Origin of the sequence: Streptomyces sp. NPDC015032 (genome assembly GCF_043080425.1) — a bacterium.
Lineage (GTDB): Bacteria > Actinomycetota > Actinomycetes > Streptomycetales > Streptomycetaceae > Streptomyces.
Genome location: NZ_JBIBVN010000011.1, coordinates 65,651 through 78,307 on the forward strand (window position 1 = coordinate 65,651; position 12,657 = coordinate 78,307).

Annotated in this window: 11 protein-coding genes; all 11 read right to left on the reverse strand. The window is 69.9% G+C overall.

From position 1 onward, the window contains the following. Positions 1–122 precede the first annotated feature (122 nt). The 11 genes from ACF08M_RS17960 to thrB all read right to left on the reverse strand — a co-directional run bounded on the left by ACF08M_RS17960 (position 123) and on the right by thrB (position 12,610). Entirely contained in the window at positions 123–560 is a 438-nt protein-coding gene (locus tag ACF08M_RS17960; protein ID WP_392186209.1) for a hypothetical protein, read from the reverse strand. Positions 561–822: 262 nt separating this feature from the next. Continuing rightward, entirely contained in the window at positions 823–2,208 is a 1,386-nt protein-coding gene (locus ACF08M_RS17965) for an MraY family glycosyltransferase (RefSeq protein ID WP_392186210.1), read from the reverse strand. Positions 2,209–2,300: 92 nt separating this feature from the next. Then, positions 2,301–3,566 carry a serine hydroxymethyltransferase gene (gene glyA / locus ACF08M_RS17970; RefSeq protein WP_392186211.1) on the reverse strand — a complete coding sequence of 422 codons (1,266 nt, stop codon included), beginning with the start codon at positions 3,564–3,566 and terminating at the stop codon, positions 2,301–2,303. A 318-nt stretch (positions 3,567–3,884) separates the two neighbouring features. Then, positions 3,885–4,526, reverse strand: coding sequence for a protein-tyrosine-phosphatase (locus tag ACF08M_RS17975; RefSeq protein ID WP_392186212.1), 642 nt, complete (start codon positions 4,524–4,526; stop codon positions 3,885–3,887). After that, complete coding sequence (locus tag ACF08M_RS17980) at positions 4,523–5,170, reverse strand: L-threonylcarbamoyladenylate synthase (RefSeq protein WP_392186213.1); 648 nt, start codon at positions 5,168–5,170, stop codon at positions 4,523–4,525. The genes ACF08M_RS17975 and ACF08M_RS17980 overlap by 4 nt, the downstream gene beginning before the upstream one ends. Positions 5,171–5,234: 64 nt before the next feature. Beyond that, on the reverse strand, positions 5,235–6,080 hold the full coding sequence (gene prmC, locus ACF08M_RS17985) for a peptide chain release factor N(5)-glutamine methyltransferase (RefSeq protein ID WP_392186214.1): 846 nt from the start codon (positions 6,078–6,080) through the stop codon (positions 5,235–5,237). Between the two features lie 42 nt (positions 6,081–6,122). Continuing rightward, on the reverse strand, positions 6,123–7,199 hold the full coding sequence (gene prfA / locus ACF08M_RS17990) for a peptide chain release factor 1 (RefSeq protein ID WP_392186215.1): 1,077 nt from the start codon (positions 7,197–7,199) through the stop codon (positions 6,123–6,125). 154 nt (positions 7,200–7,353) lie between these two features. Continuing rightward, on the reverse strand, positions 7,354–7,578 hold the full coding sequence (gene rpmE / locus ACF08M_RS17995; RefSeq protein ID WP_392186216.1) for a 50S ribosomal protein L31: 225 nt from the start codon (positions 7,576–7,578) through the stop codon (positions 7,354–7,356). A 198-nt stretch (positions 7,579–7,776) separates the two neighbouring features. Further along, positions 7,777–8,880, reverse strand: a complete 1,104-nt coding sequence (locus tag ACF08M_RS18000; protein WP_392186217.1) for an LCP family protein — start codon at positions 8,878–8,880, stop codon at positions 7,777–7,779. A 412-nt stretch (positions 8,881–9,292) separates the two neighbouring features. Further along, positions 9,293–11,308 (reverse strand): transcription termination factor Rho, encoded by a 2,016-nt coding sequence (gene rho, locus ACF08M_RS18005; RefSeq protein WP_392186218.1) that lies wholly within the window; start codon positions 11,306–11,308, stop codon positions 9,293–9,295. 384 nt (positions 11,309–11,692) lie between these two features. After that, the gene (thrB, locus tag ACF08M_RS18010) at positions 11,693–12,610 is read right to left on the reverse strand and encodes a homoserine kinase (protein ID WP_392186219.1); all 918 of its coding nucleotides are present in this window, start codon (positions 12,608–12,610) and stop codon (positions 11,693–11,695) included. Between the last annotated feature and the right edge of the window lie 47 nt (positions 12,611–12,657).

Consider the following 12,657-nt stretch of genomic DNA (forward strand, 5'->3'; position numbering starts at 1 on the left):
GCAGTCAGGCATTGAGCCTCGCGATCGAGCAGGCGTCAGCTCACATGCCCGCGCCCGCAGTGCCGCAGTTGGAACCGGACGATAGCAGGGTCTTGAACCTGCACTTATCCCGCCCCTACCCTTCACGACTTCGAGCCCGTGTTCTTGGGCTTTTCCGCCTTGTCGGACTCGGGTTCGACGTAAAGGATCTTGGCCTTCATGTGCGCACGCGTCTGTGCGCCGATCCACACGAGAGTCGCCGCGACCAGCGTGATCGCGAAGGCCCTCGGGTTGAACATGGTGGTGTTCTTGAATACGGCGACGAAGATGAACAGCAGGAGAAGCTGAGCCGTGTAGAGCATCAGCCCCATCGCCTGGAACAGGTGGGGCAGGGACCGCGCGGTCCGCTGGAGGACCATGAGTCCGATCCCCATGAAGAGAATCACCACGATCGTCGCAACGACCGCGCCCAGGGCTCCCTTGCCGCCGGCCACGCCGCCACTGATCGCGGCGGCGACAGCACCGGCGACAGCGGTGGGTACGGCGGCTTGGAGGAGAGTCCGGACGTCGTTGGACGGCATGGCGGCAGCTCCGCTTGCAGGGGGTGGGCAGTGTGTCGTCATGGACGAGCGTAGGCCCGGTCCGGGTCGATGCCTCGGGCCGATGGACCGTGGTACTCAGATCCCTCAACTCCGTCACCGGGCTTCGTGAACGGTATCACAAACTATTTGATGAGGTCTTTACCAAGAAAGTGTGCCTGCTGTCACACGTGAGGGTGAACCTGCCCGTGTGAGCAAGACAACTCAATGTCTTGCCTGGTATTGCCCCTCGATGACCGAATCGTCAACGCGAAGAATTGGCCTTATCTCTGTCCGAAAAACGCGAACGTGGGCCGATCGCGGTCGCCCCGTTGACGCCGGAAACCCCCACCACGACCGGGGCCCCCTCCTGGAGCTCCTGCCCCTCCCGCGCCATCTGCGCCTCCGTGCACCGCTGTTGGGCCCCGTCCGGAGATGACGGTTCCGCTTCGGGCACCTCGCCCTTGCCGCGGTACCTGCGGTAGCGGGGCGGTACGAACCGTTCCGCCCAGTACGGCGCCCGCGGGGTGAACCGGGGCATCAGCAGCAGTACGAGACCCAGCGCGCTCAGCCCCATGATGACCAGCACGATCCACAGGGACGCCGAGTGCACCGAGTAGCCGACCGCGCCGAAGGCGATCAGGGCCGACCAGAAGTACATGATCAGCACGGACCTGCTGTGCGAATGACCGATCTCCAGGAGCCGGTGGTGCAGGTGGCCGCGGTCTGCCGCGAACGGCGACTTGCCGTTCCACGTACGCCGCACGATCGCCAGCACCAGGTCGGCGGCCGGGATCGCGATGATGGTCAGCGGCAGCAGTAGCGGGATGAAGACCGGCAGCATCGCCTGGGTGGCCTCGCGCTCGCTGCCCGCGAAGAGCTTCATCGTGTCCGGGTCGACCTGCCCGGTGACGGAGATCGCGCCGGCCGCCAGCACGAGGCCGATCAGCATCGATCCCGAGTCCCCCATGAAGATCCGGGCCGGGTGCATGTTGTGCGGCAGAAAGCCCAGGCACATGCCCATCAGGATCGCCGTGAACAGCGTCGCGGGGGCCGCCGCCTCGATCATGTGCCCGTACCAGAGCCGGTAGGTGTACAGGAAGAACGCGGCGGAGGCGATGCACACCATGCCCGCCGCGAGACCGTCCAGACCGTCGACGAAGTTGACCGCGTTGATGGTGATGACGACCAGGGCCACCGTGAGCAGCGTGCCCTGCCACTGGGTGAGCGCGACGGTGCCGACGCCGGGGATCGGCAGCCACAGGATCGTCAGGCCCTGGATGACCATGACCGCGGCGGCGATCATCTGACCGCCGAGCTTGATCAGTGCGTCGATCTCGAACTTGTCGTCCAGAACACCGATCAGCCAGATCAATGCGGCCCCGGAGAGCAGCGCCCGCGGCTCGCTGGAGAGCCGGAAGACGCTGTCGAGGTTGTACAGATGGGCCGCGACGATCAGTCCCGCGCACAGTCCGCCGAACATGGCGATGCCACCGAGCCGCGGTGTCGGTTCTCGGTGGACGTCACGCGCACGGATCGCGGGCATCGCCCCGACCGCGATGGCGAACTTGCGCACCGGGCCGGTCAGCAGATAGGTCACCGCGGCCGTGACACAGAGCGTCAGCAGGTAATCACGCACGGGCTGCCCCATAGATTTCGCCGGCCATCTCAGCCCACACCTTAACTACGTCGGGCTCATGGTTGAGGACACGGAGACCGGGCGGACGGTTGCACCGACCACGTCTACCCCGGATAGGGCGGATATTTCCGGGCCAGTTCGCGGACCTCCGCCCGGATGTCGCCCTCCTCGCGCACCGCCGCCCCGAAGAGCTCCGCCAGCCGCGCCATGTCGGCGTCGTCCATGCCCTGGGTGGTGACCGCCGCGGTGCCGAGCCGGATGCCCCGGGCGTCCCCGTACGGAAGCGCGCAGGTGTCCAGCACCAGGCCCGCCGCCGCCAGCCGGGCACGGGCGGTGGGCCCGTCGGTGCCGAGCGGATCCGGGTCCGCGACGATCAGGTGGGTGTCCGTGCCGCCCGTGGTGACCTCGAAGCCCTCGGCCTCCAGTCCGGCGGCCAGCACCCGGGCGTGGGCCACCACCCGGTGGGCGTACTCCGTGAACGCCGGTGTCGCCGCCTCCCCGAACGCGACGGCCTTCGCGGCGACGGTGTGCATCTGCGCGCCGCCCTGGGTGAAGGGGAAGACCGCCCGGTCGATCCGTTCGGCCAGCTCCGCACCGCACAGGATCATCCCGCCGCGCGGTCCGCGCAGCACCTTGTGCGTGGTCGCGCAGACCACATCGGCGTACGGCACCGGACTCGGTGCCGCTCCCCCGGCGATCAGTCCCATCGGGTGGGCGGCGTCGGCGATGAGGTACGCGCCCACCTCGTCGGCGATGTCCCGGAAGAGTCCGTAGTCGGGATGGCGGGGGTACGAGATCGAGCCGCTGACGATCGCCTTGGGACGATGCGCCCGGGCCAGGGTGCGCACCTGCTCGTAGTCGATCAGGCCGCTCTCGGAGTCGACCCCGTATCCGATGAACTCGAACCAGCGGCCGGAGAAGTTGGCGGGCGAGCCGTGGGTGAGATGTCCGCCGTACGGGAGCCCCATCGCCAGGACGGTGTCGCCGGGGCGGAGCAGGGCCGCGTACGCGGCGAGGACGGCGGAGGAGCCGGAGTGTGCCTGGACGTTGGCGTGTTCGGCGCCGAACAGTGAGGTGGCCCGTCGGCAGGCGATGCGTTCGGCGGCGTCGGCCTGCTCGCAGCCGCCGTGGTAGCGGGCGTCGGGGTAGCCCTCGGCGTACTTGTTGGCGAGCGGCGAGCCGAGGGCGGCGAGAACCGCCGGCGAGGTGAAGTTCTCGGCGGCGATCAGCTGAAGGGTGGTCGACTGCCGGTGCAGCTCACCCAGCAGTACGGCGGCGATCTCCGGGTCCTCCCGGAGCAGGGCGCCGAAGTCCTGCGGCAGGGTGGTCCCGGTGTCGGAGGGGGGTGCGGCAGGAGTGGTGACCGGCATCTGACGGCTCCGGGCCTGGGGAGGGGGTGCGCTGGCGTCCACTCCAAATGTAGGCCCGGGAAGGGCCTCCTGCCCGCTGTGCGGCGACGCCGTACACCCGTTGGCCTCCCCGTACCCGGGCCCCTCGTACGGCTGTCAGAGTGGCACGGACGCGCCCGTTCTTCAGTGCGTGGCCGGCACGCCGGTCAGCGCGGTGACGACCGGGTCGAACACCCTTCCCGACGCACCCCTCGCACCGCTCGGCCCCGGGGGGGCCTCCCGGGCTTCGGCCCGCTGCGCCGGCCTCCGGCCGTCGGGGCGGGCGGCAGCGCCGCCTCCTCAGTGACCGGCCGCGATGCCCGTCAGGGCCGTGACGACCGGGTCGAGGGCCTGGTTGATCTCGTCGCCGATGGACCGGAAGAACGTGATCGGAGCACCGTACGGGTCGTAGACCTCGTCGGCCTCGGCGGTGGGGGCCAGCAGCCAGCCGCGCAGCGCGGCCGCGGCGCGGACCAGGGCGCGGGCGCGTTCGACGACGCCCTCGTCGCGCGCGTCGGGCAGCGTGGCGGGGTCTATGGCCCGGACCAGCCGGGTGAATTCCTTGAGGGTGAAGGTCCGCAGGCCGGCCGAGTGACCCATCGAGATGACCTGGGCCCGGTGGTCGCGCGTGGCGGTGAGCACCAGGTCGGCGCGGATCACGTGCTCGTCGAGCAGTTCCCGGCCGACGAAGCCGGTGGTGTCGGCGCCGAAGTCGGCGAGGACGGTCTCGGCGTTGGCCTCCATGGGGGCGCCTTCGTGGCCCCAGGTGCCCGCGCTCTCCACGATCAGACCGCCCTGGCACGGATCGCCGAGGCGGTCCACCAGGGCGTGCCGGGTCAGCCGCTCGGTGATCGGTGAGCGGCAGACGTTGCCGGTGCTGACGTGGAGGATGCGGAAAGTGTCGGCCCGCCCCGCTATGCCACGCCCCTCAGGGGCGGTCAATTGGCCACCTCGAGGTCGGGTACCACCTTGCGGAGTTCCTCGACGGAGAGCGCGCCCGCGCGCAGCAGTACGGGGACCTTGCTGGTCACGTCGACGATCGACGACGGCACGATGCCGGGTGTCGGGCCGCCGTCGAGGTAGACGGAGACCGAGTCGCCGAGCATCTCCTGGGCGGCGTCGCAGTCCTCGGGGGCCGGGTGGCCGGTGAGGTTGGCGCTGGAGACGGCCATCGGGCCGACCTCGGTGAGCAGCTCGATGGCGACCGGGTGCAGCGGCATCCGGATGGCGACGGTGCCGCGGGTGTCGCCGAGGTCCCACTGGAGCGACGGCTGGTGCTTGGCGACGAGCGTGAGGGCACCGGGCCAGAAGGCGTCGACGAGCTCCCAGGCCTGCTCGGAGAAGTCGGTGACCAGTCCGTGCAGGGTGTTCGGGGAGCCGATCAGGACGGGTGTCGGCATGTTGCGGCCGCGGCCCTTGGCGTCCAGCAGGTCGGCGACGCCCTCGGAGCTGAAGGCGTCCGCGCCGATCCCGTACACGGTGTCGGTGGGCAGCACGACCAGTTCGCCGCGGCGGACGGCCGACGCGGCCTCACGCAGACCCGTCGTACGGTCGGTCGCGTCGTTGCAGTCGTATCGCCGTGCCATCAGCCGGCCTCCTCAAGCGTGTACGGGTATGACGGGTACGGGTCGTGCGGGTGGTGGCCGGCGGTCACGGCATGGCCTTGCGGGCCGTGGCGAACCGCGGCCGGTTGTTCAGGTCGGGGTGGTCGGCCGCGTCGGCCCAGCCGCGTTCCTCGGTGAAGATCCACGGCACCTGGCCGCCCTGGGTGTCGGCGTGCTCGATGACGACGAGGCCGCCGGGGCGCAGCAGGCGGTGTGCGGTGCGTTCGATGCCGCGGATGGTGTCGAGACCGTCCTCGCCGGAGAACAGGGCCATCTCCGGGTCGTGGTCGCGGGCCTCGGGTGCCACGTACTCCCACTCGGTGAGCGGGATGTACGGCGGGTTGGAGATGACCAGGTCGACCTGGCCGTCGAGCTCGGGGAGGGCCGTGAGCGCGTCTCCGCGGTGGACGGTGACCCTGGACCCCTCGGCGTTCTTCCTGGTCCACTTGAGGGCGTCGTCGGAGAGCTCCACGGCGTGCACCCGGGAGCGCGGCACCTCCTGGGCCATGGCCAGGGCGATGGCGCCCGATCCGCTGCACAGGTCGACGACGACCGGTTCGACGACGTCCATCGCGCGTACGGCGTCTATCGCCCAGCCGACGACCGATTCGGTCTCCGGGCGGGGAACGAAGACACCGGGGCCGACCTGGAGCTCCAGGTAGCGGAAGAAGGCGCGTCCGGTGATGTGCTGGAGCGGTTCGCGGGCCTCGCGGCGGGCGACGGCCTCCCAGTACCGGGCGTCGAAGTCCGCGTCCGGCACATGGTGCAGCTCGCCCCGCTTGACGCCGTGCACGAACGCGGCGAGTTCCTCCGCGTCGAATCGCGGCGAGGGCACACCGGCGTCGGCCAGCCGCTGAGTGGCCTGGGCCACCTCGGCGAGCAGCAGGTTCATCGCGGTTCTCCGTACGGGGTTACGGGGTGGGGCGGGCTTTGTTTACGCGGCGGCGAGCTTGGCTGCCGAGTCGGCGTCGACGCAGGCCTGGATCACGGCATCCAGATCGCCGTCGAGCACCTGGTCCAAGTTGTACGCCTTGAAGCCGACACGGTGGTCCGAGATCCGGTTTTCCGGGAAGTTGTACGTACGGATCTTCTCGGAACGGTCGACCGTGCGCACCTGACTGCGTCGTACGTCCGAGGCTTCCTGCTCGGCGGCCTCCTGGGCGGCGGCGAGCAGTCGCGAACGGAGGATACGCATGGCCTGCTCCTTGTTCTGGAGCTGGCTCTTCTCGTTCTGGCAGGAGGCGACGACACCGGTCGGCAGGTGGGTGATGCGGACCGCCGAGTCGGTGGTGTTGACCGACTGGCCGCCGGGGCCCGAGGAGCGGTAGACGTCGATGCGGAGATCGTTGGCGTGGATCTCGACGTCGACCTCCTCGGCCTCGGGTGTGACGAGCACGCCGGCGGCGGAGGTGTGGATGCGGCCCTGGGACTCGGTGGACGGCACGCGCTGCACCCGGTGCACCCCGCCCTCGTACTTCAGCCGGGCCCAGACGCCCTGACCGGGCTCGGTGGCGCCGTTGCCGCCCTTGGTCTTCACGGCGACCTGGACGTCCTTGTAGCCGCCGAGCTCGGACTCGGTGGAGTCGATGATCTCGGTCTTCCAGCCGACCCGCTCGGCGTAGCGCAGATACATCCGCAGCAGATCGCCGGCGAACAGGGCGGACTCGTCGCCGCCCGCGCCCGCCTTGATCTCCAGGAGCACGTCCTTGTCGTCGCTGGGGTCGCGCGGGACCAGGAGGAGGCGGAGCTTCTCGGTGAGCTCTTCGCGCTGCTTCTCCAGGTCCTTGACCTCGGCGGCGAAGTCGGGGTCGTCGGCGGCCAGCTCGCGGGCCGTCTCGATGTCGTCCCCGGTCTGCTTCCAGGAGCGGTACACGGCGACGATCGGGGTCAGCTCGGCGTAGCGCTTGTTGAGCCCCCGCGCAATGGCCTGGTCGGCGTGGACCGCGGGGTCCGCGAGCTTCTTCTCGAGATCGGCCTGTTCACCGATCAGTTCCTCGACCGCCTCGAACATCTTCGGGCTCCTGGTTTCTTCACTCAAACGTGCCTGCTGGACGACGTGATGCCGTCCGGGCAGGGTACGGGGACGGCCCGTGCCCCGGGCCGGAAAAAAACGCCGGCCTCGGCGCCCCCGGGAAGAGGGCGCCGAGAACCGGCGCAGTGGCTCGCTACTTGCTGGCGGAGCCGGCAGCCTTGCCGAAGCGGGCCTCGAAGCGGGCCACGCGGCCACCGGTGTCGAGGATCTTCTGCTTGCCCGTGTAGAACGGGTGGCACTCGGAGCAGACGTCGGCGCGGATGCTGCCGGTGTCGAGGGTGCTCCGGGTCGTGAACGAGGCGCCACAGGTGCAGCTGACCTGCGTCTCGACGTACTCGGGGTGGATGTCGCGCTTCAAGGGTTTCTCCTAGGTTCGGGAGGGCACCGGGTCGTACGCACGGATTGCGCGTCCGTGAACCGGGGCCGACGTACCAGTCTGCCAGGACCGGCCGCATCTCCCAAAACCGGGGGCGGGCCGCACCTATTCCCGGCCCGTCCGCTTACGGCCTCGCCCGCGATTGTCAGCGGCGTCCACTGCCAGTCGTGGGCGAGGTCGTCACCGTACGACGCGGCCCGCGACGCCCTTGTCGCCCGCCGACTTCTCGGTGGCGGAGGCCGGGATCGCCCGGTCTTGCTCGAGCGCCGCCCAGACCTGCTGGGCGGACTTCTCCAGCGGTACGACGCGGTTCGGGTCGGCAGGGTCGTACTGCACGGGCAGGGTGACCATGTGGACGTTCTTCGAAGCGAGCCCCTTGAGGCCGTTGGCGAAGCGGGTGAGCTCCTCGACCGAACCCAGGTCCGAATCGGCGGTGACGGCCTTGGTCGCGGCGTCGGCGAGGTCGAAGAGCGTCTTCGGGTTCGAGAACACTCCGACGCTCTTGGCCTGTTCCATCAGCGCCTTGATGAACGCCTGCTGGAGCTGGATGCGCCCGAGGTCGCTGCCGTCGCCGACGCTCTTGCGGGTGCGGACAAGGCCCAGCGACTGCTCGCCGTCGAGGGTGTGGGTGCCGGGCTCCAGATCCAGATGGCTCTTGGGGTCGTGGATCGCCTCGGTGGTGGTGATCTCCACGCCGCCCAGTACGTCGATGAGCTTCTTGAAGCCGGTGAAGTCGACTTCGAGGTAGTGGTCCATGCGGATGCCGGACATGGACTCGACGGTCTTGACCGCGCAGGCCGGGCCGCCGACCTCGTACGCCGTGTTGAACATGGCGCGCTGCTCGCCCGCGACGGTCTTGCCCGTGGTGTCGCTGGTGCAGTCGGGGCGGGTGATGAGGGTGTCGCGCGGGATGGAGACGACGGAGGCCGCCTTGTGGCCCTTGTTGAGGTGGACGACCATCGCGGTGTCGGAGCGGGCCGTTCCCTCGTCTGCGCCGTAGGCGGAGTTGGCGCCGGAGCGGGAGTCGGAGCCGAGCACCAGGATGTCCTCGGAGCCGTTGTCCACGTTGTCGGGGCGGTTCTTGCCGAGCGCCGCGTTGATGTCGACGGCCTTGAGGTTGCCATTGAGCTTCAGATAGGCGTATCCGAGCCCTCCGCCGCCGACGACCACGGCACCGGCCAGCGTCCAGGCCGCGATCACCGTCGCCCTGCGTCGGCGTGACGGCTTCTTCCGGCGTTTGCCGGTGGGACGTATTCGGCCGCCGCTCCCGCTCTGCTCGGTCATCCGTCTCCTTCGGTCGTCAGCTGTTCCCGGCTATCCCCAGCAGCGGCGTTCGGGCACTGGTGTATCGGCTCTTTCGTCGGCTTTGGCGACTTGTCGGTACTTCGTACGACGCCGCGGCACGAAGAAGGGTTGCACAGCGACCTGTGACGTCCGGATGAGGACGGCGTGGGGACAAAAGGGATGCGCGACCTCGGCGAACAGCGGGTGACCCTGCGCTCACCTGCGGTTTCTTGCCCGGTACAGCCCTGAGGGCGGCGGCGGTCGTGGCGCCCGTCATGTGGCGAAGGTCTCGGATCTACCGAAAGGGCCGGATCGGCTGCGTCACACCCGCGCACACCTGACGACACAGGGCCGCCCCCGTCACCGGAGTGACGGGGGCGGCCCTGTGGAATCAGCTGATCCGGTACGGCGGTCAGTCGTTGCCGTTGCCCGGAGCGGGCGTCGTCTTCTGGATCTGGAGCAGGAACTCCGCGTTGGACTGGGTCTTCTTCATCCGGTCCAGGAGGAGCTCGATCGCCTGCTGCTGGTCGAGCGCGTGCAGCACCCGGCGCAGCTTCCAGACAATCGCCAACTCGTCGCTGCCGAGCAGGATTTCTTCCTTACGGGTGCTGGACGCGTCGACGTCCACCGCCGGGAAGATGCGCTTGTCCGAGAGCTTCCGGTCGAGCTTGAGCTCCATGTTGCCGGTGCCCTTGAACTCCTCGAAGATCACCTCGTCCATGCGCGAGCCGGTCTCGACGAGCGCGGTGGCCAGGATGGTCAGCGAGCCGCCGTCCTCGATGTTGCGCGCGGCACCGAAGAAGCGCTTCGGCGGGTACAGCGCGGTCGAGTCGACACCACCGGACAGGATGCGGCCGGAGGCGGGGGCCGCGAGGTTGTACGCGCGGCCGAGGCGGGTGATGGAGTCCAGCAGGACGACCACGTCGTGACCCAGCTCGACGAGACGCTTCGCGCGCTCGATGGCCAGCTCGGCGACGGTGGTGTGGTCCTCGGCGGGGCGGTCGAAGGTCGAGGAGATGACCTCGCCCTTCACCGACCGCTGCATGTCGGTGACCTCTTCCGGACGCTCGTCGACCAGGACGACCATCAGGTGGCACTCGGGGCTGTTGACCGTGATCGCGTTGGCGATCGCCTGCAGGATCATCGTCTTGCCGGTCTTCGGCGGGGCCACGATCAGGCCTCGCTGCCCCTTGCCGATCGGGGCGACCAGGTCGATGATCCGCGTCGTCAGCACGTTGGAGTCGGTCTCCAGACGGAGCCGGTCCTGCGGGTAGAGCGGGGTCAGCTTCTGGAACTCCGGGCGGCCGCGGCCGGTTTCGGGCGCCATGCCGTTGACCGAGTCGAGGCGGACCAGTGCGTTGAACTTCTCGCGGCGCTCGCCGTCCTTGGGCTGGCGCACCGCACCGGTGACGTGGTCACCCTTGCGCAGGCCGTTCTTGCGGACCTGGGCGAGCGAGACGTACACGTCGTTCGGGCCCGGCAGGTAGCCGGAGGTCCGGATGAACGCGTAGTTGTCGAGGATGTCCAGGATGCCCGCGACGGGGATCAGGACATCGTCGTCGGACACCGGGACCTCGTTGGCGAACTCCTCCCGGCCACGGCGTCCACGGCGGTCGCGGTATCGACCGCGGCGACCGCGCCGGCCGCCCGCCTCGTCGTCGTAACCGTCGTCCTGCGGGCCGCCACCCTGCTGGCCCTGACGCTGCTGGCGCTGGCCGCCCTGCTGGCCCTGGCCGCCGCCCTGCTCGTCGCCCTTGCCACGGCGGTCGCGCTGACGGTCGCGGCGCTCCCCGCGCTCCCCGCGCTCCTGGCGGTCACCGCGCTGGCCGCGGTCCTGACGGTCGCCCCGGCGGCCCTCGGCCGTGTCGGCGGCCGCTTCGGCCTTGGCGTCGGCGCGCTCCTCGCTCTTCGGCTCGGCCTGCGCCTCCGCCTTGGCCTCGGCGGACGGCTTGCTCTCCGCCTTGGTCTCCGGGCTGCCCGCCGACGCGGTGGCACGGCGCCGACGACGCTCGCCCGTGGGCTGGTCGTCGCTGGCCGGCTGGCCGGGAATGTCGATCTGCTGCTGGGCAGCCGCCTTCTCGGCGGGCGCGGCGGCCGCGGCCGCGTCCCCGGTGCGCGCCTTGGAGGTGGCACGGCGCTTCGGCTTGGTCTCGGCTTCCGCGGCGGGCGCGGCGGCCTTGGGCGCGGCGGTGCTACCGGCCTGCGCCTCCTTGATGACCTCGATCAGCTGGCCCTTGCGCATCCGCGCGGTGCCCTTGATACCGAGGCCGGACGCGACCTGCTGCAGCTCGGCCAGGACCATGCCGTCAAGGCCGGTGCCGGAGCGGCGGCGCCGTGCGGTGGTGCCAGTGGCAGCACCTTCGGCGGGCGCAGCGCTGTCGACACTCTTGTCGGCAGTCACGCCCATCAGATCGGTGGTGTCGCTCACGAAGGGTCCTTCCCTGGAGCGGACGTCGGCCTTCTGGCTCGGCGACCGGTTGTGCTGTCCGACTGCGGTCTTTTCTTGCGGACCGTGCCGGGGCGGTGGTCCGCCGGGTACGGCGGAAAGATGAAGGTGTGCATGGGTCCGGCGCGAGCATCCCCCTGCTCGGCCCACTCCTGGACAAGCGAGGGGTGTCGTGCCGGTTCCGGAGCGTGCACGAAACTGCTCAGGCAGGCTGCTCAGGCAGTTGGGGAGACTCCCGGAAGAAATGGTGGTCCCGGAAAGGGACACGAAGCAACGCGCCACATAGACGTCGATTGCAGACTTGAGGTTAACACTACCGGCTCCAACAAACATTCCCCCTCTCACTCACCGGCAATCACGTCTCGGCTACGGGGCGAGCGGCAGCACACTCGCACCCGGGGCGTCGAGAGCGAGCCGATTGGCCGCCCATCCCTCGCCCGCCAGCCGTGCGACCTTGTCGGCCGCACCGTCCTCGGCCAGTGCGAGCACGGTCGGCCCGGCACCGGAGATGACTGCGGGTACGCCGTCGGCGCGCAGTCGGTTCACGAGTTCCACGCTCTGCGGCATCGCCGGGGAGCGGTACTCCTGGTGCAGCCGGTCCTCGGTGGCGGTGAGCAGCAGCTCGGGACGCCTGGTCAGGGCCTCGACGAGGAGCGCGGCACGGCCTGCGTTGAAGGCCGCGTCGACATGCGGGACCGCGCGCGGCAGCAGTCCGCGGGCGGTCTCGGTCAGGACCGGTCTGCCAGGGACGAAAACCACCGGAACGATGGAGTCGGCGGGGTCCATCCTGATCGCGCGGGCCGATCCGCCGTCCGTCCAGGCGAGGGTGAAGCCGCCGAGCAGACAGGCCGCGACGTTGTCGGGGTGGCCCTCGATCTCGGTGGCGAGTTCCAGCAGCGCGGCGTCGTCGAGGCGGGCGTCACCGCCGGTCGTCACGGCGCGGGCCGCGACGATACCGGCGCAGATGGCGGCGGAGGACGAGCCGAGGCCGCGCCCGTGCGGGATGCGGTTGGCGCACACGATCTCCAGGCCGCGGGGCTGCCCGCCGAGCAGGTCGAAGGCGGTGCGCAGGGAGCGTACGAGGAGGTGGCTCTCGTCGCGGGGCAGCGTGTCAGCACCCTCACCCGCGATGTCGATGTGCAGTCCGGAGTCGGCTACGCGGACGACGACGTCGTCGTACAGGCCCAACGAAAGGCCGAAGGCGTCGAAACCCGGGCCCAGGTTGGCGCTGGTCGCAGGGACGCGCACCCGGACGGCGGCGGCTCGGAAGGCGGGACCGGCCATCGCTTAGACGACTCTCCTTGTGAGGCGGCGGGGGTGGTGAAGCGTTT

What these genes read in the sequence shown, in the direction of transcription:
- thrB (WP_392186219.1), bottom strand. Translation starts at nt 12,610, where the DNA reads ATGGCCGGTCCCGCCTTCCGAGCCGCCGCCGTCCGGGTGCGCGTCCCT.
- ACF08M_RS17980 (WP_392186213.1), bottom strand. Translation starts at nt 5,170, where the DNA reads ATGGCACGGCGATACGACTGCAACGACGCGACCGACCGTACGACGGGT.
- glyA (WP_392186211.1), bottom strand. Translation starts at nt 3,566, where the DNA reads ATGCCGGTCACCACTCCTGCCGCACCCCCCTCCGACACCGGGACCACC.
- ACF08M_RS17960 (WP_392186209.1), bottom strand. Translation starts at nt 560, where the DNA reads ATGCCGTCCAACGACGTCCGGACTCTCCTCCAAGCCGCCGTACCCACC.
- ACF08M_RS17965 (WP_392186210.1), bottom strand. Translation starts at nt 2,208, where the DNA reads ATGGGGCAGCCCGTGCGTGATTACCTGCTGACGCTCTGTGTCACGGCC.
- prfA (WP_392186215.1), bottom strand. Translation starts at nt 7,199, where the DNA reads ATGTTCGAGGCGGTCGAGGAACTGATCGGTGAACAGGCCGATCTCGAG.
- ACF08M_RS18000 (WP_392186217.1), bottom strand. Translation starts at nt 8,880, where the DNA reads ATGACCGAGCAGAGCGGGAGCGGCGGCCGAATACGTCCCACCGGCAAA.
- prmC (WP_392186214.1), bottom strand. Translation starts at nt 6,080, where the DNA reads ATGAACCTGCTGCTCGCCGAGGTGGCCCAGGCCACTCAGCGGCTGGCC.